The following is an 18,728-nucleotide window of genomic DNA, read 5'->3' as shown; positions in this document are numbered from 1 at the left end:
ACCAGCGGCCCGGCAAAGCCGGTTCCGCGGTGTTCCACGAAGGGGCCTGGCTGCGCCGGCCGGGTTCAGGTGGGCGCGGATGGAGAGCCGGTCAGGCCGAACTGGTGCCATGCGCGGCGCAACTGGGTGTCGGAGCCGAAACCCGAGATTTCTGCGGCGCGTGTCACGTTGGCGCCCGACTGCAGCGCCAGCTGCGCGGTGGCGAGCCGCAGCCGGCGCAGGTAGGCCAGCGGGGCCACGCCCGCATGTTCGTCGAAGAGGCGCGTCAGGTGCCGCGGCGAGGTGTGGGCCACTTCGGCCATGCGCGGCACGGTCCAGTCGGCCTGGGGCCGTTCGCTGACCGCGTCCTGCACCCGGTGCAGCGCCGCGTGCAGGTGGTTGCGGTAGGCCAGGAACGGCGACAGCTCGGGGTCCTGCGGGCCGCGCCGCATCGCGACCACCATGGTCTGCGCCACGCGCGCCGCGAGCGGTTCACCGCAGGCCTGGCCGATACGGTGCAGCATCAGGTCGATGCCGGTGGTCACGCCGGCGCTGCTGTAGAGCGGGGCGTCGAGCACGAAGACCCGGTTGGCGACCACGTCGCAGCGAGGTTCGGCCTTTTTCAGTTCGTCCAGGTGATGGTGGTGCGTGGTGGCGCGCCGGCCCGCGAGCAGGCCGGCGTGCGCCGCGAGCAGCGTGCCGGCGCAGACCGTGACCAGCTCGAGCCGGCCGGCTTCGAGCCGCAGCCCGCGCAGCCAGTGCAGCAGCGCCTGGGCCGGTGCGTTGTCGACCGCGATGGTGTCGCCCGGCAGGCCGGTCAGCACCACCCAGGTCGGCGGGCGCCAGTCCGACGGCAGCGGCAGCAACCCGGCGAGGCGGACGCCGACCGAGCTGGCTGCGTCCGGCTCCGGGCTCGCGAACACCAGCTCGAAGCGCGGCGGCAGACCGGCCGCGATCCGAAGCTGGTTGGCGATGCGCAGCGCCTCCGCCGGCCCGGCCCAGTCGAGCGCCAGGCTGTGCGGCAGCAGCGCGAAGACGACCCGGATCGGAGTGCCGGCCGCGGCAGCTACACCCTCGTCCATGCGAAGTCCATCTGCCGCGCAGTACGCAGCGCCAGCGGTTCGCCGGCCAGCCGCGCGACCAGGTGCAGGCTCATGTCGATGCCGGCCGTGATGCCGGCCGAGCTCACGATGCGGTCCCGGTCGACCCAGCGCACGCCTTCGCGCACGTCGAGCGCCGGGAAGCGGCTGCGCAGGTCGGCGATGTCTTCCCAGTGCGTCGTGACGGATTCGTCGCCCCGCAGCACGCCGCTGGCCGCCAGCAGGAAGGCGCCGGTGCAGACCGAAGCGGTGATGCGGGCCCCGCGGCCGGCGCGGGCGATCCAGTCCAGCGTCGCGCTGCAGTCCATCGCGGCGTCGACCACGCCGCCAGGGACGATCAGGATGTCGATTTCGGGTGCATCGTCGAAGCTGCAGTCCGGGAACACCTGCAGGCCGGCGCGCATGCGCACCGGCTGCAGGCTGCGCGCGATGCAGCGCACCTCGAAGGGCGGCGGTGCACCGGCAGCATCGCGCTGGTGCATGCGCACGGCCGTCGTGAAGACCTCGTAGGGGCCTGCGAGGTCCAACGCCTCGACATCGTCGAAGGCGAGGATCGCGACCTGCAGCGTTCCGGCCATGCCGCTCACCGGCGCGATTCCGCGAGCCGCTCGATCGCCTGGCCCACGCTGCACACCTTCGCGAAGCGGCCGTCGAGCACCGTCGCCGTGCGCGCCTGGATGTCGGCCGCCGCGAGCGGCCGGCCGTCGGGCTGCACCATGTCGAAGGTCAGCGTGGCGTCGGTCACGTAGTCGACCTGCCAGCCCAGGTCGGAAGCATGGCGCGCGGTGGTCTCGCAGCACTGCTCGGTGCGGATGCCGCTGACCACCAGCCGGTCGATGTGGTTCTGGGTCAGCCAGACGTCAAGGCCGGTGCCCACCAGCGCACTGTGGCGTCGCTTGGTGAAGGTGGCGGCGGCTTCGAATGGCGCCAGTCCTTCGAGCGGCCGGACGTGGCCCGATTCGACCGCGAAGGCGTTGCTCGCGACGGCGGGTCCGTCGCTGTGGAAGATCCGGACGATCGGCGCACCGGCAGCGGCGAAGCCCTCGATCAGCGCGTTCTGGGCCGCCAGATAGGCCGGCAGGCCGCGCGCGTCGAAGTAGGGGCGGTGGCGAAACGACTCCTGGACGTCGATCACTATCAGACAGCTGGACATGGGCGGAATCTCCGGAAGGGAAGTGGATGATGCGCCCGATTTTCGAATGTCGTTGGCGCGTCGTCCGGCCCGTCGCGGACCGGAATCGATCAATTCCGGACATCGGAAAGTGTGAACAGGCCCTAAACCAGCGCCGCCGCCTTGAGCTCTTTCTTGAGATAGGCGTAGAACAGCGGCGCCGCCACCAGCCCGGCCGGGCCGAACACCGCCTCGGCCACGAACATCACGGCCAGCAGCTCCCACACCGCCATCTGGGTGCGGCTGCCCACCACCTTGGCGTTGATCAGGTACTCGGCCTTGTGGATCAGAATCAGGAAGGCCAGGCAGGCCAGCGCCGTGAGCGGCGAGACCGACAGGCCCACCAGCGCGATGACCGTGTTGCAGATCAGGTTGCCCACGATCGGCACCAGTCCGGCGACGAAGGTCAGCGTGATCAGGGCCGGCGTGTAGGGCAGCTCCATCTGCCACATCGGCAGCAGGAACAGCAGGAAGATGGCGGTCAGGAAGGTGTTGAAGGCCGCGATCCAGAACTGCGCGGCCACGATCTGGCCGAAGGCTTCGCCGAACAGCACGATGCGCGCCTTCAGTTCGCGGGCCAGCGGTCGGCGAGCGGTGGGCCGGATGGCGACCGCCGCCAGCGCCCCGACGATCAGGCCGACATAGGCGAACAACAGCCCGCCGAGCCAGGCGCGGCCGGTCAGTGCCAGCGAGCCGGCCTGACCGCGCAGGTAGCCGGCGACGATGCTCTGCACTTCCACCGAACCTTCGGGCAGGTACGCGCCGATGTCCGGCGGCAGCTTGAGCCGCAGCTCCAGCACCGTGCGCGCGATGTAGTCGAGCAGTTCCTTGTACTGTTCGGGTGCGTTGAGCACGAACTCGCGCGCCTCGGAGAATCCGAGGATCAGCAGGCCGATCGGCGCCAGCATCACCAGCGTCGCTGCGACCACGCGGGGCAGTGGCGGCGCCGCGTTCCAGGTCGGGTCGTTGGCGCTGATCTTCTCGCGCCGGCGCAGTCCGACGTCGAGCGCGCGCACCAGCCAGCGTGTGCCGAGGAAGCCGATGCACACGCACAGAAGGCCAGGCAGCAGACCCTGCCACATGATGAGCAGCAAGGCCGCGGCGATGAGCAGGTAGCTCGCCGTGACCACGGAACGCGAAGAGGCGGCAGTGGGGTCGCTCACGCGGCGGGGCGCTTCAGCCGACGACCACGGCGGCGCCGGTGCCGCGTTCGGCAATGACGCCGATCTCGTGCACCGTCTCGCCGGCGGCCCGCAGCGTGGCCGCGCAGGCGGCGGCTTCGGCCGGGTCGATCACGACCACCATGCCGATGCCGTTGTTGAAGGTCCGGTTCATCTCGATGTCGTCGATGCCGGCCACCTTCTGCAGCCAGGCGAACAGTTCGGTCTGCGGCCAGCTGCCCTTGCGCAGATGGGCGGCCGTGCCTTCAGGCAGTACGCGCGGGATGTTCTCGAGCAGGCCGCCGCCGGTGATGTGGGCCAGCGCCTTGATCGGGTGCTTGGCCAGTGCCGCCAGCACCGGCTTCACGTAGAGCCGGGTCGGCGCCATCACGGCTGCGCGGAAGGGTTGGCCGTCCAGGGTCGCGGGCAGGGCGCCGGCGGCGCGATCGATCACCTTGCGCACCAGGCTGAAGCCGTTGGAGTGGACGCCCGACGAGGCCAGGCCCAGCACCACGTCGCCAGGCTTGACGTCCCTGCCGGTCAGGATCAGGGATTTCTCGACCGCGCCGACCGCGAAGCCGGCCAGGTCGTATTCGCCGGCCGGGTACATGCCGGGCATTTCGGCCGTCTCGCCGCCGATCAGCGCGCAGCCGCTCAGCTCGCAGCCCCGCGCAATGCCGCCGACCACCGCCGCGGCGGTGTCGACATCGAGCTTGCCGCAGGCGAAGTAGTCGAGGAAGAACAGCGGCTCGGCGCCCTGCACCAGCACGTCGTTGACGCTCATCGCCACCAGGTCGATGCCGACGGTGTCGTGCATGTTCCATTCGAAGGCCAGCTTGAGCTTGGTGCCCACGCCGTCGGTGCCGCTCACCAGCACCGGCTCCTTGTAGCGCTTGGGCACCTCGAACAGGGCGCCGAAGCCGCCGATGCCGGCCAGGACGCCTTCGCGCATTGTCTTCTTGGCCAACGGCTTGATGCGGTCGACCAGCGCGTCGCCGGCATCGATGTCGACGCCGGCGTCCTTGTAGCTGAGCGGGGGGGTGGTGTTGGAGTTCATGGCGGGCCGGGCTGGAAGGGGAGGGCGGAAGGAGAGGACAATGAGGCCGGCAACCGATCTGGGCGGGCCGATAGAATTCGCCACGATTTTAAGGGTCCTGGTCGACCCTCCCCCCCGCTTGCCACTACGTGTCCTGCGCCAATTCTCCATGAACCCTTCCATTGCGTCGTCCGCGCCATCCCTGCCGCCCTCGGCGGCCACGGCATGAAGCAGCTCGCGCTCGATATCGGCATCGCGACCGGTCCGACCCTCGCGGGCTTCTTCGCCGGCCCGAACGAGCCGGCGCTGCGCCACCTGCAGCTGTGGGTCGGCGATGCGCGCGCGCCCACGCTCCACTCGCCGGTGCCGACCTACCTCTGGGGTGATGGCGGCAGCGGCAAGACCCACCTGCTGGAGGCCGTGCGCGGCGCGCTGCGCGAGCAGGGCGCCAGCGTCGGCTGGCTCGATCCGGGGGCGATGCACCCGCCCGAGTTCGACGAACGCTGGGGCGCGGTGCTGCTCGACGACGTCCATCTCTACACCGCGGTCCAGCAGCACGCGGCCTTCAACTGGTTCGTCAACGCGCAGAGCCTGCAGCGCGGCGTGGTGGCGGCGGGCGCGCTGCCGCCGGCCGACCTGCCGCTGCGCGAGGACCTGCGCACGCGCCTGGGCTGGGGCCATGTGTTCCACTTGCAGGTGTTGAGCGAGGCCGAACGGCGTGCCGTATTGCGCCAGGCGGCCGACGATCGCGGCGTGATGCTGTCGGACGAAGTGCTCGACTACATGCTGCATCGTTTCAGCCGCGACCTCGGCAGCCTGATGGAGCTGCTCGCGCAGCTCGACGGCTACGCACTGCAGACCCAGCGCGCGATCACGATCCCGCTGATCCGGTCGATGCTCGAAAACGAATAGGGCGAAGCCCTCTCTCCAATGATCAAGAAATTCATCGACAAAATCCTCGGCAAATCCGGCGCCGCCGCATCCGGCGGCAAGGCCCGCTTCGGCAAGCGCCAGGAGGTGGCCGCCGCCGTGCACGGCATCGACCCGGCGCTGGTCGACGAGCGCGCCAAGAACGTAGTGACCACGCTGCAGCAGGCCGGCTACGAGGCCTACGTGGTGGGCGGCGCGGTGCGCGACCTGCTGCTGGGCCTGCGCCCCAAGGACTTCGACGTCGCCACCAACGCCACGCCCGAGCAGGTCAAGAGCCTGTTTCGCCGCGCCTTCATCATCGGCCGGCGTTTTCGCATCGTGCACGTGGTGTACGGGCGCGGCCGCGAGCACGAGGTGATCGAGGTCTCGACCTTCCGTGCCTACATGGACAACGCCGGCGCCGAGCAGGTGGCCGGCAACGAGCGCACCAGCAAGGGCGAGCTCGCGGGCATGAAGCACGCCGTGGACGCCAGCGGCCGGGTGCTGCGCGACAACGTCTGGGGCCCGCAGGAAGAGGACGCCGCGCGGCGCGACTTCACGGTCAACGCCATGTACTACGACCCGGCCAGCCAGATCGTGGTCGACTATCACAACGGCATCAAGGACGCCAGGAAGCTCACGCTGCGCATGATCGGCGACCCGATCACGCGCTACCGCGAAGACCCGGTGCGCATCATTCGCGCGATCCGCTTCTCGGCCAAGCTGGCGGCGCTGGGCTTCCAGCTGGAGCCCAAGACCGCGGCGCCGCTGGTCGAGTCGAGCCGGCTCCTGGCCGACGTGCCGCAGAGCCGCCTGTTCGACGAGATGCTCAAGCTGCTGCAGACCGGCCACGCGGTCGCGACGGTGGCGCAGCTGCGCAAGCTCGGCCTGGCGACCGGCATCTACCCGCTGCTGGACGTCGTGGTCGAGCGTGCCGACCAACCCTTCGTCCAGGCCGCGCTGCAGGACACCGACCGCCGGGTCGGCGAGGGCAAGCCGGTGGCGCCGAGCTTCCTGCTGGCCTGCGTGCTGTGGGCCGACGTGCGCGACGGTTGGGCCCAGCGGCTCGAGGGCCGGCACGGCCAGCGGCCGCAGCCCTCGTTCCCGGCGCTGCAGGATGCGATCGACGACGTCTTCAACGCCCGCATCGGCGATGTTTCGGGCCGCGGCAAGCTGGCGGCCGACATGCGCGAGATCTGGATGATGCAGCCGCGCTTCGACAAGCGCAGCGGCGCGACGCCCCACAGCCTGGTCGAGCAGGCGCGCTTCCGCGCCGCCTTCGATTTCATGCGGCTGCGCGCCGACGTCGGCGAGGTCAACGAAGCGATCGCCGAGTGGTGGCAGGAGTTCAGCACCGCCGATGACCTGCGCCGCCAGGACCTGATGGACCAGGTGCGCGACGAGCAGCACAAGAAGACGAAGACGCGCCAGCGCGTGCCGGCGCGTTCGCAGGCCGAAGCCCCTGTCGAGCGTCGGGAGGCGTCGCCGACCGAGGAGGCCGACACCGACCTGCCGCCGGACGGCGAGGCCGCCGATGCGCCGCGCAAGCGCCGCCGCCGGCGCAAGCCGCGCAGCGGTGGCGCCGGCGAGGCGGGCAGCGCTGTGGCCGAATGAGCTTCAGAGCTTTCGTTGGGATCGGCGCCAATCTCGGCGAGGCGCGCGAGACCGTGCGGCAGGCCATGGACGACCTGGATGCGTTGCCGCAGACCCGCGTCAGCGCCCGTTCCTCGCTCTATCGAAGCGCACCGGTGGATGCCGGCGGCCCCGACTTCGTCAATGCAGTGGTCGAGCTCCGGACGGCGCTCGACCCCCACGCGCTGCTGGCCGAGTTGCAGCGCCTCGAAGCGGGCGCGGGCCGTGCGCGGCCCTATCGCCATGCGCCCCGTACCCTCGATCTCGACCTGCTGCGCCACGGCGACGCGGTGCTCGAGACCGCGCAGCTCAGCCTGCCGCATCCGCGGATGGGCGAGCGTGCCTTCGTCCTGCTGCCATTGGCGGAAATCGCCCCGGAGCAGGTCACGTCCCTTCAACTCGCGCAGGTGGCGGACCAGCGGATCGAGCGGCTCTGAGAGCCGCTCCCGAGCCCGGCCATTACACTTGCGCGGTTTTTTCACGATGGCGTCACGGGCATGTGCTTGCGACGGCCCTTTGAACCCAGGAGAGCGCCATGTTCGGCAAGCTGCTGCCCCGCGAGGGGAATTTTTTCGAGATGTTCAATCAGCACGCCGACCGCATTGTCGAAGCCGCGCGCGCGTTCGAGCAGCTCGTGGCCAACTACAACGACCTGCATCTGCGCGAGCAGTACAACCGCGACGTCGACAACGCCGAGCGGGCGGCCGACCGCGTCACGCATGACGTCAACCGGCTGATCCACAAGACCTTCATCACGCCGATCGACCGCGAGCAGATCCACAAGCTGATCAACACCATGGACGACGTGGCCGACCTGATCCAGGACTCGGCCGAGACCATGGCCCTGTACGACGTGCGGCACATGACCGAGGAGATCACGCGCCTCACCACGCTCAGCGTGAAGTGCTGCGAGCGGGTCAAGGACGCGGTCAAGTTCCTCTCGAAGATCGCCGACCCGGCCACGGCCGAAGCCACGCTGAAGACCTGCGAGGAGATCGACCGGCTCGAATCCGACGCCGACCGCGTGATGCGCAGCGCCATGAGCAAGCTGTTCCGCGAGGAGCCCGATGTGCGCGAGGTCATCAAGCTCAAGGCCATCTACGAGCTGCTCGAGACCATCACCGACAAGTGCGAGGACGTCGCCAACGTGATCGAGGGCATCGTCCTCGAGAATTCCTGAACTGACGGACTTTCGAATGGCAACGGTTCAGGTCGCCCTCTGGGTGGTGGTGGTTCTGGTCGCTCTGGCCATTGCCTTCGATTTCATGAACGGCTTCCACGACGCGGCGAACTCGATCGCCACCGTCGTGTCGACCGGGGTGCTCAAGCCCGGCCAGGCTGTAGTGTTCGCAGCCTTCTTCAACCTGATCGCGATCTTCGTGTTCCACCTGAGCGTGGCGGCGACCATCGGCAAGGGCATCGCGCAACCGGGCATCGTCGACGTGCACGTGGTGTTCGGCGCGCTGGTCGGCGCGATCAGCTGGAACTTCGTCACCTGGTACTACGGCATCCCGAGCAGTTCGTCGCACGCGCTGATCGGCGGCATCGTCGGCGCGGTGATCGCCAAGGCCGGCTCGGGCGCCCTGGTCGCCTCCGGCATCTGGAAGACCGTGGCCTTCATCTTCGTCTCGCCGCTGCTGGGCTTCCTGCTGGGGTCCTTCATGATGGTCGTCGTCGCCTGGGGCTTCCGGCGCGCGACGCCGTCGCGCGTCGACCGCTGGTTCCGGCGACTGCAGCTGGTCTCGGCCGGCGCCTACAGCCTGGGCCATGGCGGCAACGACGCGCAGAAGACCATCGGCATCATCTGGATGCTGCTGATCGCCACGGGCTACGCGGCCGCCGATGCGGCCGCGCCGCCGACCTGGACCATCGTGAGCTGCTACACCGCGATCGCGCTGGGCACCATGTTCGGCGGCTGGCGCATCGTCAAGACCATGGGGCAGAAGATCACCAAGCTGAAGCCGGTCGGTGGCTTCTGCGCCGAGACCGGCGGGGCGCTGACCCTGTTCCTGGCGACCGCGCTGGGCATCCCGGTGTCGACCACCCACACCATCACCGGCGCGATCGTCGGTGTCGGCTCGGTGCAGCGCGCCAGCGCGGTGCGCTGGGGCGTGGCCGGCAACATCGTCTGGGCCTGGGTGCTGACGATTCCGGCCTCCGCCTTCGTGGCCGCGATCGCCTACTGGATCGGCCTGCAGGTCTTCTGACGCAATCGGCCGGCGCAGCCCGGCCTTGTTGGTGAAACACCGCGGAACTGGCTTTGCCAGGCCGCTGGTGTTGCCCCCGGTAGGGGGTGGGCGGGCTACACGAATTGAGCCCAACCTGGGGGCGAGCCCCTACTGCGACATCTTTCGCCCTTCCTCGATCTGGTGCTCGAAGAAGCGCTGGAAGCTGAAGGCGATGCTGGCCATCAGGATCGTGCTGCCGAAGAACAGTGCCAGCACCACCGCGCCGATGGTGAGCCAGTTGGTGTTGCCGGCCGCGGCGTCGCCGGAGCGCCCGGCGTTGTAGCGCGCATTCCATTTCTCCGGCGTCATGAGCCCGTAGACGATGGCGGTGAGCGCGCAGCCCGCGATGGTGAAGCCCAGCATCGGGATCAGCGCCCAGCTCAGGCCGTCGTCGCTGCCGTACATGCGGACCCGCTCGATGCCGTAGAGGCCGAGCGCGGTCGGGATCGGCAGCAGCCAGCCCAGCAGGCTCGAGAAGCCGCGCAGGTAGAAGCAATGCAGCCCCAGCGGGCCGCCCAGGAAGGCCAGCCACGCGGCCACGGTCTTGCTTTTCATTCGGGGCGGGTGGAGGCGCCTTCGCCCAGCACCTTCTCCATCAGGACCACGTCGCGCCACTCGCCGAACTTCCAGCCGCAATCCTTCAGCACGCCGACGTGGGTGAAGCCCTGGGTCCGGTGCACGCCGATCGAGCCGGCGTTGGCCGAGTCGCCGATCACCGCGATCAGCTTGCGCACGCCGACCGCTTCGGCGGCCTGCGACAGCGCCGACAGCAGCCGGGCGCCGAGGCCCTGGCCGCGGGCACTGTCGGCCAGGTAGATCGAGTCCTCGGCCGAGAAGCGATAGGCGGGGCGCGGCTTGAACCAGTTGCAGTAGGCGAAGCCGAGCAACTCGCCGTCGCGCTCGGCCACCAGGTAGGGCAGGTGCTTGGACAGCACGTCGGCCCGGCGGGCGGCCATGTCGGCGGCGGTCGGCGCCTCGGTCTCGAAGGTGCCTGTGCCATGCAGCACATGGTGCGCGTAGATGGCGGCAATGGCCGCGACGTCGTCGTCGCGGCTGGGTCGGATCTGGGTCATTCGGGGGAACTTGGCGAGGCCGGAATTGGAAAAACGGGAGAGCGGGCTATAATCGTGGGCTTTTCAGCGTGTCGCTGGCCGGGTGGCCATGTCGCGTGTCTCGACGCTGAAAGAACACTGTGGGCGAACCTTGCGGGTTTGCTGCACCACCCCAAGGATAAATCATGGTCGTCATTCGACTCTCCCGCGGCGGTTCCAAAGGCCGTCCGTTCTTCAACATCGTCGTGTCGGACAAGCGCGTTCGCCGCGATGGCCGTTTCATCGAGCGCCTGGGTTTCTACAACCCGACCGCGAAGGAAAACGAGGAAAGCATCCGCATCGCCCAGGACCGCCTGACCTACTGGAAGAGCGTCGGCGCGCAAGCCTCGCCCACGGTCATTCGCCTGATCAAGCAAGCGGCAGCCGCCGCTCCCAAGGCTGCAGCCTAAGACTGCCGGCCAGGCGATGTTGCCCACCCTCGAAGCCGCCGCATTGCCGGCGGACGCGATCGAAGTGGGGCGCATCGCCGATGCCTGGGGCATCAAGGGCTGGTTCAAGGTCCTGCCCCACAGCGCCCAGCCCGAGGCGCTTTTTTCTTCCAAGCGATGGCTGCTCCAGCCCCCGGGCGCAGCGGGCGGCCAGGCTTTCCGGCTCGCGATCCGCGAGGCCAAGGAACATTCCGACTGCATCGTCGCCTCGTCCGAGGACGTGCCCGACCGCAATGCGGCCGAGGCGCTGCGCGGCGCGCGCGTGTTCGTGCCGCGTTCGAGTTTCCCGACCGCCGGCGATGACGAGTACTACTGGGTCGACCTGATCGGCCTGGCGGTGGTCAACCGCGAGGGCGTGGCGCTCGGCACCGTGCGCGAGCTGCTCGCCTCCGGCCCGCAGACCACGCTGGTGCTCGATGCGCAGGAAGACGGCAAGCCGGTCGAGCGCATGGTGCCTTTCGTTGCCGTCTTCGTCGACAAGGTCGATCTGGCGGGTCGGCTGATCACGGTCGACTGGCAGCCCGACTACTGACCCGGCCAGATCCGGCCCCCGGCCCGGCGCTCATGCGCTTCGATGTCATCACCCTCTTTCCCGAACTGTTCGCGCCCTTCCTCGCGAGCGGCGTGACCCGCCGCGCCTACGAGTCGAAGCAGGTCGAGGTCGTGCTGTGGAATCCGCGCGACTTCGCCGAGGGCAACTACCGGCGCGTCGACGATCGGCCCTTCGGCGGCGGCCCCGGCATGGTCATGATGGCCGAGCCTCTCGCGGCCTGCCTCGACGCGGCGCTGGCCGCGCGCGGCGCACCGGCGCCGGTGGTGCTGTTCTCGCCGATCGGCGAGGCGCTGCGCCACGAGGCGGTCGAGCGCTGGTCGGCCGGCGAGGGCGCGGTGCTGGTCTGCGGGCGCTACGAGGGGATCGACCAGCGCTTCATCGATGCGCGGGTCACGCACCAGCTGAGCCTGGGCGATTTCGTGCTTTCGGGCGGCGAGATCCCGGCCATGGCGCTGCTGGATGCGGTCGCGCGGCTGCAGCCCGGCGTGCTCGGCGACGAAGCCAGCCATGTGCAGGACAGCTTCAATCCGGCGCTCGACGGCCTGCTCGACTGCCCCCACTACACGCGGCCCGAGCAATGGCGGGGCGAAGGCGTGCCGGCGCCGCTGCTGTCGGGCCATCACGTGCAGATCGAGCGCTGGCGCCGCGACCAGCGCCTTGCGATCACCCGCGACAAGCGCCCCGATCTGATCGACGCCGCCCGGCGTGCCGGACGGCTCAGCGCAGTGGACGAGAAGTCGCTGAAAAAAAAGCTATAATCCTCGGTTCCCCGATCCTCTATCCGGCCGCGCCGAGCCATCTGAGTTGGCTTGACGGACTTTTAACGGACTTCATGGCGCCTTTTGTGTAGCGCGGACAAGATCGAACGCAGGAAAATATGAACCTTATCCAGACTCTCGAGCAGGAAGAAATCGCCCGGCTCAACAAGCAGATTCCCGATTTCATGCCCGGTGACACGGTCATCGTCAGCGTGAACGTCGTCGAAGGCACGCGCAAGCGTCTGCAGGCCTACGAAGGCGTCGTGATCGCCAAGCGCAATCGCGGCCTCAACAGCGGCTTCATCGTGCGCAAGATCTCCAGCGGCGAAGGCGTGGAACGCACGTTCCAGACCTACAGCCCGCTGATCGCCAAGATCGAAGTCAAGCGCCGCGGCGACGTCCGCCGTGCCAAGCTGTACTACCTGCGCGAGCGCAGCGGCCGTTCGGCTCGCATCAAGGAAAAGCTGCCGGGCAAGGCTCCGTCCGCAGCGGCCGCTCAGTAAGAAGAGCGCCCCTTGCCGTGCAGAAAGCCGCCACTCGAGGCGGCTTTTTGCATTGGTGCCGCAAGGCCGCTACCGATTCATGATCTGGTTGTGCGCCCCGTGCCCCCCGGCCGGGGATTTTTCATATCACTCCTCGAGTTCCCTCTTTGACCACTCCACCGCCGGCCATGCGCGCCTCTCCCGTCGAAGTCATCAATGCCATCGTCCCGCCGGCATTGCAGTCCTTCGACCCGCGCGCGGTGCCCGTGATCGGTGTCGACCGCGGCCTGCCGCCGGTGGATCCGGCACGCCTCGGCGTCAAGGCCTTGCGCGATCGTTTCGCCATGCCGCCGGCCTGGACGCCCGAGACGCGGCGTGAGCCGCGCATGATCGACCGCGCGCCGGCGCAGGCCGCGGTGCTGGTCCCGATCGTGATGCGCGACGAGCCCACGGTGCTGTTGACCGAACGCAGCTCGCACCTGAAGAACCATTCGGGCCAGGTGGCTTTCCCCGGCGGCCGGGTCGACCCCGAAGACGCCAACATCGCCGCCGCCGCGCTGCGCGAGGCCTGGGAGGAGGTCGGCCTGTCGGCGGACTACATCGAGATCCTCGGCAGCCTGCCGACCTACACCACGGTCACTTCCTTCATCGTGACGCCGGTGGTCGCGCTGGTGCGTCCGGGCTTCGAGCTGAACCTCAATCCCTACGAGGTCGAGGAGGCCTTCGAGGTGCCCTTCGCCTTTCTGATGGACCCGGCGAACCACCGCCGCCATGCCCTGGTCGGCGACGGCCAGAACGCGCGCCAATGGCTCTCGATGCCCTATCAGGACGGGCCGCACGAGCGCTACGTGTGGGGCGCGACCGCGGGCATGCTGCGCAATCTCTATCGTTTCCTCAGTGCCTGATATCCGTCTCGCCCCCAGGTTGGCTCACTTCGTGTAGCCGCCCACCCCCGACCGGGGGCAACACCAGCGGCCCGGCGAAGCCGGTTCCGCGGTGTTTCACCAACAGGCCTGGCTTCGCAGGCCGAAGAGTGGCACATCTGAACTCAACTGCGCCAGTCGCTATCATCGACAAATGAGCTTCTTTGCGATCCTCTGCGCGTTGCTGATCGAGCAGGTGCGCCCGCTGGCGTACCACAACCCCGTGTACGGCGGCGTGCTGGCGTGGACGCGCTGGACCAGCCGCAACTTCGACGCCGGCAAGCCGAACCACGGCTGGGTGGCCTGGAGCCTCGCGGTGGGGGTGCCGACGCTGCTTGCGCTGGCCGTGCACTGGGCGCTGGTCCTCACGCTGGGCCTTCCCTTTGCAGTGCTCTGGAGCATCGCACTGCTTTATGTCACGCTGGGCTTTCGCCAGTTCAGCCACCATTTCACCGGCATCCGCGATGCGCTCGACGAAGGCGACGAGCCGCTCGCGCGTTCGCTGCTCGCCCAGTGGCAACAGGTCGATGCGGCCGACCTGCCGCGCAGCGAGATCGTGCGCCACGTGATCGAGCACTCGGTGATCGCGGCGCATCGGCACGTGTTCGGCGTGCTCGCATGGTTCTCGATCCTCGCGGCCATCGGCCTCGGGCCGGCCGGTGCGGTCTTCTATCGCATGAGCGAGTTCGTCTCGCGCTACTGGGCCCACAAGAACGGCGCCTCGATGCAGCCGTCGAGCATCTGGGTCCAGCAGGCCGCGGCGCGAGCTTGGGAGGTGATCGACTGGCTGCCGGCGCGCATCACCGCGCTGGGCTTCGCGGTGGTCGGCAGCTTCGAGGAAGCGATCGATTGCTGGCGCAACGACGCCCGGCGCTTCCCGAACGGCAACGACGGCGTGATCCTCGCGGCCACCTCGGGGGCGGTCAACGTCAGCCTCGGTGGCGGCACGCTGAGCGTGCTGCCTATCAACGATCCGCTGTCGCGCGCCCAGGCCGGCGACTCCTTCGCCGGCGGCCCGGCGCCCGATGGCGGCAGCACCCCGGGCCGCGAGCCCGAGCCCGGCCACCTGCGCAGCGTGGTCGGCCTGGTGTGGCGTTCGGTCGTGATGTGGATGGTGCTGCTGGCGCTGCTGACGCTCGCCCGACTGCTCGGATGACCCCGGGTTTCTGGAGCCCCCGCATCGCGGCGCTCGAGCCCTATGTGCCGGGCGAACAGCCGCGCATCGCGAACCTCGTCAAGCTCAACACCAACGAGAACCCGTACCCGCCTTCGCCGCGGGCCATCGATGCGATCCAGCGTGCGGCGGAGGCCGGGCTCGAGCGCTATCCGGACCCCGAGTCGACTTTGCTGCGGGAAGCGATCGCCGCCTGCCATGGCCTCGAGAGCAGCCAGGTGTTCGTCGGCAACGGCTCTGACGAGGTGCTGGCACACGCCTTCTTCGCCTTCTTCCAGCAGGACGCGCCGCTGCTCGTCCCCGACATCACCTACAGCTTCTACCGGGTCTACGCGCAGCTCTACGGCATCGCCTGCGAGCTGCAGCCGGTCGACGAGGCGCTGCGCATCGACGCCGAGGCACTGGCCGCGCGCGCCAGGGCGGGCCGCCGTGCCGGCATCGTGGTCGCCAATCCGAACGCGCCGACGGGGATCGGCCTGCCGCTGGCGCAGATCGAGGACTTGCTCGCGGCCTGCCCGGACCGGGTCGTGCTGGTCGATGAGGCGTACGTCGATTTCGGCGGCCAGAGCGCATTGCCGCTGATCGCCCGCCATCCGAACCTGCTGGTGGTGCAGACGTTGTCGAAGTCGCGCTCGCTGGCCGGTTTGCGCGTCGGCTTCGCCTGCGGCCAGCCGCCGCTCATCGATGCGCTGCGGCGCGTCAAGAACAGCTTCAATTCCTACCCGATCGATCGACTCGCCAGCGCTGGCGCCATCGCCGCGCTCGAGGACGACGCCTGGTTCGCGAAGACCCGCGACGCGGTGATCGACACCCGTGAGGGCCTGGCGCTGCAGCTCGAGGACCTGGGTTTCGAGGTGCTGCCGTCGCAGGCCAACTTCCTGTTCGTGCGCCATCCCGGGCACGATGCGGCGGCGCTGGCGGCGGCGCTGCGTTCGCGTGCCGTGCTGGTGCGCCATTTCGCGCAGGCGCGCATCGCGCAGTACCTGCGCATCAGCGTCGGCACGCGCGACCAGTGCGGCGCGCTGGTCGATGCGCTGGGCGAGATCCTGACAGAGCATTAGGCCGGCGCCGGGCCGCCAGCGCGGCGAAGTCCGCGCTTCGCGCAGACGGGCGGCCTGCTGACTCCCCCTCGGGGGGGCAGCGACCCACACGCAGTGGGGGAGCGTGGGGGCAGGCCGGCGCCGGGCCGCCCCAAGGCGGCCTGCGGCCCCCTCGGGGGGCAGCGACCCACACGCAGTGGGGGAGCGTGGGGGCAGGCCGGCGCCGGGCCGCCCCAAGGCGGCCTGCGGCCCCCTCGGGGGGGCAGCGACCCACACGCAGTGGGGGAGCGTGGGGGCCAGTTCAGTACCGCGTTTCGCTCAGCTCGGCGAACAACTCGCCGTAGATCCGGTAGCGCGAAGCGCTGATCGCGCCTTCGTGCGAAGGCGACGCCACCTGCGCGATGACGCCGCAGCCCGGCTCGTGCAGGTGCGTGCAGTTGTAGAACCTGCAGGCTGTGGCGTGTTCGGCAATGTCGGGCATCAGGTGCGCGAGCTGCATCGGCTCGATATGGTGCAGCCCGAACTCCTGGAAGCCCGGCGAGTCGATCAGCGCCGTGGTCCGCGCCGCGTCCACCCAGTACCAGGTGGTGCTGGTGGTGGTGTGCTTGCCCGAGTTGAGGGCCTGCGAGATCTCTCCAGTCAGCGCGCGGGCGCCCGGCACCAGCAGGTTGATCAAGGTGCTCTTGCCGGCGCCGGAGGGCCCGAGCACGAGGGTGACCTTGCCCGACAGCAGTTCGGTCAGCTCGGCATGGCCAGCGCCGCCTTCCGCCGTCAGCGACATCGGCAGTACGCGATAGCCCATGCGGCGATAAGGCGCGAGCCGTCCCGAGGCCCGTTCGAAGGGCGCGGCCAGATCGCTCTTGTTGAGCGCGATGACCGGCGTGATGCGCTCGGCGCCGGCCGCGATCAGGGCGCGGGTCAGCTGGGTTTCGGAGAACTCGGGCTCGGCCGCGATCAGGATCAGCACCTGGTCCAGGTTGGCCGCGAAGGACTTGGTGCGGATCTCGTCCTGGCGGTAGAACAGGTTCTTGCGCGGCAGCACCTTCTCGATCGTGCCCTCGTCCTCGCTGGCCTGCCATTGCACACGATCGCCGACCAGGGCCTGGCTCTTCTTGCCGCGCGGATGGCAGATCAGGCGTTCGCCCTCTGGCGTCTCGACCAGGCAGTGGCGTCCGTGGCCGGCGACCACCAGTCCGTCGCGCAAGGCAGCGCCGCTGCTGCCGCCGCGCTGCTGCTTAGCCAAGGGTGCGATCCATGCGGTCAGGGCCCAAGCAGTGCGTCGGCCTGGGCCGCGCACTCGAAGTCGGTCGCGGTGAGGCCGCCGACGTCGTGCGTGTTGAAGCGCACGACGCAACGGTTGTAGTGCACCGACAGGTCGGGATGGTGGTCCTGCCTGTGCGCCACCAGCGCCAGCGCGTTCACGAAGGCGATGGTCTCGAAGTAGTTGGCGAAGCCGAAGCTCTTCTCGATCGCGACATTCGGGCCGTCGCCCGTCAGCTTCCAGCCCTCGAGCCGGGCCAGCCCGGCCACGATCTCGGTGGCGCTCAGCGCCCGGCGGGCGGCCTCGGTCTTCCAGTCCTTGATTTTCAGCATGCTGCTCATGGTCTGATCCTGGTTACTCTTGCGCGTCACGTGACCCGCAACGCTTCAACCCGGCGCAGCCCAATGCCAGGGATACCGCGGAACCGGCTTTGCCGGGCCGCTGGTATCGCCCCCTTAAGGGGGAGGCGCCGCAGGCGCATCGGGGGTGTTTCCTTCATACCGTCATCCGCGCCAAGCGCTCGGAGGCCGGCGGATGCGAATAGTAGAACTTCACGAAGACCGGGTCGGGCGTCAGCGTCGAGGCGTTGTCCTGGTAGAGCTTGAGCAGGGCGGCCGACAGGTCGGCGCCGCTGGTCTGCGCGACCGCATAGGCGTCGGCCTCGAACTCGTGCTTGCGCGACACCAGCACCGGCAGCGGCGCCACGAAGAAGCCGAACACCGGCATCGCCAGCATGAAGAGCAGGACCGCGAGCGCGTCGTTGGGCGCCGCCAGGTTGGGCTGCACGCCCAGGCCGGTGTAGAACCAGGTGTGGGCCGACAGCCAGCCCAGCAGCGCGAAGCCGGCCAGGCTCAGCGCGAACATGGCCGCCATGCGTTTCATCACGTGCTTGTGGCGGAAATGGCCCAGCTCGTGCGCGAGCACGGCCTCGACCTCGCCGGCACTGAGCTGGCGCAGCAGCGTGTCGTAGAAGACCACGCGCTTGCTGGCGCCGAAGCCCGTGAAGTAGGCATTGGCATGCGCGCTGCGCTTGCTGCCGTCCATCACGAACAGGCCCTTGGCCGCGAAGCCGCAGCGCTGCATCAGCGCGTTGACGCGCGCCTTGAGGGTTGCGTCGTCGAGCGGCTTGAACTTGTTGAAGATCGGCGCGATGAAGGTCGGATAGACCAGCATCAGCAGCAGGTTGAAGCCCATCCATACGGCCCACGCCCACAGCCACCACAGCTTGCCGGCGGCGCCCATGAGCCAGAGGATCAGCGCCGCGATCGGCAGCCCGATCAGCGCGCCCAGCAGCAGGCCCTTGGCGGCGTCCGCGAGCCACAGCCGCCAGGTCATCTTGTTGAATCCGAAGCGCTCCTCGAGCCTGAAGGTCTGCCACAGCGTGAAGGGCAGCTCGGCGAGGCCGCCGATCAGCGCGAAGGCGGCCAGCAGCGCGAGCTGCTGCCACATGCCGCTGCCCATCGCGTCCAGCAGCACCCGGTTCAGCAGGTCGAGGCCGCCGAACAGGGTCCAGGCGAGCAGCAGGGCCGCGCTCCAGGCCGTCTCGAGCAGGCCGAAGCGGGTTTTCGCGACGGTGTAGTCGGCGGCTTTCTGGTGTGCCGCGAGCGTGATGGCCTGCTGAAAAGGCGCCGGCACGGCATCGCGATGGCGCGCGACATGGCGCACCTGGCGGCTGGCGAGCCAGAACTTCACGGCCAGGCCCGCGACCAGCGCGAGCGCGAAGGCCATCGTGAGAATGAGGGAGGCGGGCAGGGCAGAGGACATGGCGGCTGAGTTTAGCCC

The 18,728-nt window shown here is 69.1% G+C and carries 22 protein-coding genes; 12 read left to right on the top strand and 10 right to left on the bottom strand.

Annotation, left to right across the window (positions count from 1 at the left end; all coding sequences use genetic code 11):
• Nucleotides 1-65: 65 nt before the first annotated feature.
• The 5 genes from AC1DYK_RS21395 to purM all read right to left on the bottom strand — a co-directional run bounded on the left by AC1DYK_RS21395 (nt 66) and on the right by purM (nt 4,467).
• A complete protein-coding gene (locus AC1DYK_RS21395) occupies nt 66-1,061 on the bottom strand; it encodes a GlxA family transcriptional regulator (RefSeq protein WP_478168138.1) in 996 nt (331 codons plus the stop codon).
• Nucleotides 1,046-1,657 carry a DJ-1/PfpI family protein gene (locus AC1DYK_RS21390; RefSeq protein ID WP_478168157.1) on the bottom strand — a complete coding sequence of 204 codons (612 nt, stop codon included), beginning with the start codon at nt 1,655-1,657 and terminating at the stop codon, nt 1,046-1,048. Before AC1DYK_RS21390 ends, AC1DYK_RS21395 begins: the two co-directional genes overlap by 16 nt.
• A 5-nt stretch (nt 1,658-1,662) precedes the next feature.
• Nucleotides 1,663-2,232 (bottom strand): cysteine hydrolase family protein, encoded by a 570-nt coding sequence (locus AC1DYK_RS21385; protein ID WP_478168137.1) that lies wholly within the window; start codon nt 2,230-2,232, stop codon nt 1,663-1,665.
• A gap of 122 nt (nt 2,233-2,354) precedes the next feature.
• Nucleotides 2,355-3,413, bottom strand: a complete 1,059-nt coding sequence (locus AC1DYK_RS21380; protein WP_478168136.1) for an AI-2E family transporter — start codon at nt 3,411-3,413, stop codon at nt 2,355-2,357.
• 13 nt (nt 3,414-3,426) lie between these two features.
• Complete coding sequence (purM, locus tag AC1DYK_RS21375; protein ID WP_478168135.1) at nt 3,427-4,467, bottom strand: phosphoribosylformylglycinamidine cyclo-ligase; 1,041 nt, start codon at nt 4,465-4,467, stop codon at nt 3,427-3,429.
• 204 nt (nt 4,468-4,671) lie between these two features.
• On the opposite strand from purM, the gene hda reads away from it, so the two are divergent.
• From hda to AC1DYK_RS21350, 5 genes are all read left to right on the top strand, one after another.
• A complete protein-coding gene (gene hda, locus AC1DYK_RS21370) occupies nt 4,672-5,358 on the top strand; it encodes a DnaA regulatory inactivator Hda (protein WP_478168134.1) in 687 nt (228 codons plus the stop codon).
• A gap of 18 nt (nt 5,359-5,376) precedes the next feature.
• Nucleotides 5,377-6,969, top strand: coding sequence for a polynucleotide adenylyltransferase PcnB (pcnB, locus tag AC1DYK_RS21365; protein ID WP_478168133.1), 1,593 nt, complete (start codon nt 5,377-5,379; stop codon nt 6,967-6,969).
• Nucleotides 6,966-7,424 (top strand): 2-amino-4-hydroxy-6-hydroxymethyldihydropteridine diphosphokinase, encoded by a 459-nt coding sequence (gene folK / locus AC1DYK_RS21360; protein WP_478168132.1) that lies wholly within the window; start codon nt 6,966-6,968, stop codon nt 7,422-7,424. Before pcnB ends, folK begins: the two co-directional genes overlap by 4 nt.
• Nucleotides 7,425-7,522: 98 nt before the next feature.
• Nucleotides 7,523-8,167, top strand: coding sequence for a DUF47 domain-containing protein (locus AC1DYK_RS21355; protein WP_286368443.1), 645 nt, complete (start codon nt 7,523-7,525; stop codon nt 8,165-8,167).
• 16 nt (nt 8,168-8,183) lie between these two features.
• Nucleotides 8,184-9,194, top strand: coding sequence for an inorganic phosphate transporter (locus tag AC1DYK_RS21350; RefSeq protein WP_478168131.1), 1,011 nt, complete (start codon nt 8,184-8,186; stop codon nt 9,192-9,194).
• A gap of 129 nt (nt 9,195-9,323) precedes the next feature.
• Here the strand turns inward: AC1DYK_RS21350 and AC1DYK_RS21345 are convergent, their stop codons facing one another.
• Together AC1DYK_RS21345 and AC1DYK_RS21340 are read right to left on the bottom strand one after the other, a co-directional pair.
• Nucleotides 9,324-9,770, bottom strand: a complete 447-nt coding sequence (locus tag AC1DYK_RS21345; RefSeq protein WP_478168130.1) for a TM2 domain-containing protein — start codon at nt 9,768-9,770, stop codon at nt 9,324-9,326.
• Nucleotides 9,767-10,288 (bottom strand): N-acetyltransferase family protein, encoded by a 522-nt coding sequence (locus tag AC1DYK_RS21340; protein ID WP_478168129.1) that lies wholly within the window; start codon nt 10,286-10,288, stop codon nt 9,767-9,769. Before AC1DYK_RS21340 ends, AC1DYK_RS21345 begins: the two co-directional genes overlap by 4 nt.
• A 164-nt stretch (nt 10,289-10,452) precedes the next feature.
• On the opposite strand from AC1DYK_RS21340, the gene rpsP reads away from it, so the two are divergent.
• From rpsP to hisC, 7 genes are all read left to right on the top strand, one after another.
• Nucleotides 10,453-10,716 (top strand): 30S ribosomal protein S16, encoded by a 264-nt coding sequence (gene rpsP / locus AC1DYK_RS21335; RefSeq protein WP_262072830.1) that lies wholly within the window; start codon nt 10,453-10,455, stop codon nt 10,714-10,716.
• A 16-nt stretch (nt 10,717-10,732) separates the two neighbouring features.
• Nucleotides 10,733-11,287, top strand: a complete 555-nt coding sequence (gene rimM, locus AC1DYK_RS21330) for a ribosome maturation factor RimM (RefSeq protein WP_478168128.1) — start codon at nt 10,733-10,735, stop codon at nt 11,285-11,287.
• Between the two features lie 32 nt (nt 11,288-11,319).
• Nucleotides 11,320-12,066 carry a tRNA (guanosine(37)-N1)-methyltransferase TrmD gene (trmD, locus tag AC1DYK_RS21325; RefSeq protein ID WP_478168127.1) on the top strand — a complete coding sequence of 249 codons (747 nt, stop codon included), beginning with the start codon at nt 11,320-11,322 and terminating at the stop codon, nt 12,064-12,066.
• A 119-nt stretch (nt 12,067-12,185) separates the two neighbouring features.
• Nucleotides 12,186-12,569, top strand: coding sequence for a 50S ribosomal protein L19 (gene rplS, locus AC1DYK_RS21320; protein WP_286368449.1), 384 nt, complete (start codon nt 12,186-12,188; stop codon nt 12,567-12,569).
• Between the two features lie 167 nt (nt 12,570-12,736).
• The gene (locus AC1DYK_RS21315; RefSeq protein WP_478168126.1) at nt 12,737-13,453 is read left to right on the top strand and encodes a CoA pyrophosphatase; all 717 of its coding nucleotides are present in this window, start codon (nt 12,737-12,739) and stop codon (nt 13,451-13,453) included.
• Nucleotides 13,454-13,625: 172 nt separating this feature from the next.
• Nucleotides 13,626-14,627 carry a CobD/CbiB family protein gene (locus AC1DYK_RS21310; RefSeq protein ID WP_478157276.1) on the top strand — a complete coding sequence of 334 codons (1,002 nt, stop codon included), beginning with the start codon at nt 13,626-13,628 and terminating at the stop codon, nt 14,625-14,627.
• The gene (hisC, locus tag AC1DYK_RS21305) at nt 14,624-15,706 is read left to right on the top strand and encodes a histidinol-phosphate transaminase (protein ID WP_478168125.1); all 1,083 of its coding nucleotides are present in this window, start codon (nt 14,624-14,626) and stop codon (nt 15,704-15,706) included. The genes AC1DYK_RS21310 and hisC overlap by 4 nt, the downstream gene beginning before the upstream one ends.
• 280 nt (nt 15,707-15,986) lie before the next feature.
• Here hisC and rsgA read toward each other — a convergent pair whose 3' ends face one another.
• The 3 genes from rsgA to AC1DYK_RS21290 form a co-directional block, all read right to left on the bottom strand.
• Nucleotides 15,987-16,928, bottom strand: a complete 942-nt coding sequence (gene rsgA / locus AC1DYK_RS21300) for a ribosome small subunit-dependent GTPase A (RefSeq protein ID WP_478168124.1) — start codon at nt 16,926-16,928, stop codon at nt 15,987-15,989.
• A gap of 17 nt (nt 16,929-16,945) precedes the next feature.
• Nucleotides 16,946-17,287 (bottom strand): 4a-hydroxytetrahydrobiopterin dehydratase, encoded by a 342-nt coding sequence (locus tag AC1DYK_RS21295; RefSeq protein WP_478168123.1) that lies wholly within the window; start codon nt 17,285-17,287, stop codon nt 16,946-16,948.
• A 154-nt stretch (nt 17,288-17,441) separates the two neighbouring features.
• Entirely contained in the window at nt 17,442-18,710 is a 1,269-nt protein-coding gene (locus tag AC1DYK_RS21290) for a M48 family metallopeptidase (protein WP_478168122.1), read from the bottom strand.
• Nucleotides 18,711-18,728: the final 18 nt, after the last annotated feature.

This window comes from Variovorax sp. P2_H12, from assembly GCF_056403395.1.
Note: the sequence above shows the minus strand (reverse complement) of the source record. Positions and strands in the feature narration are given on the sequence as shown.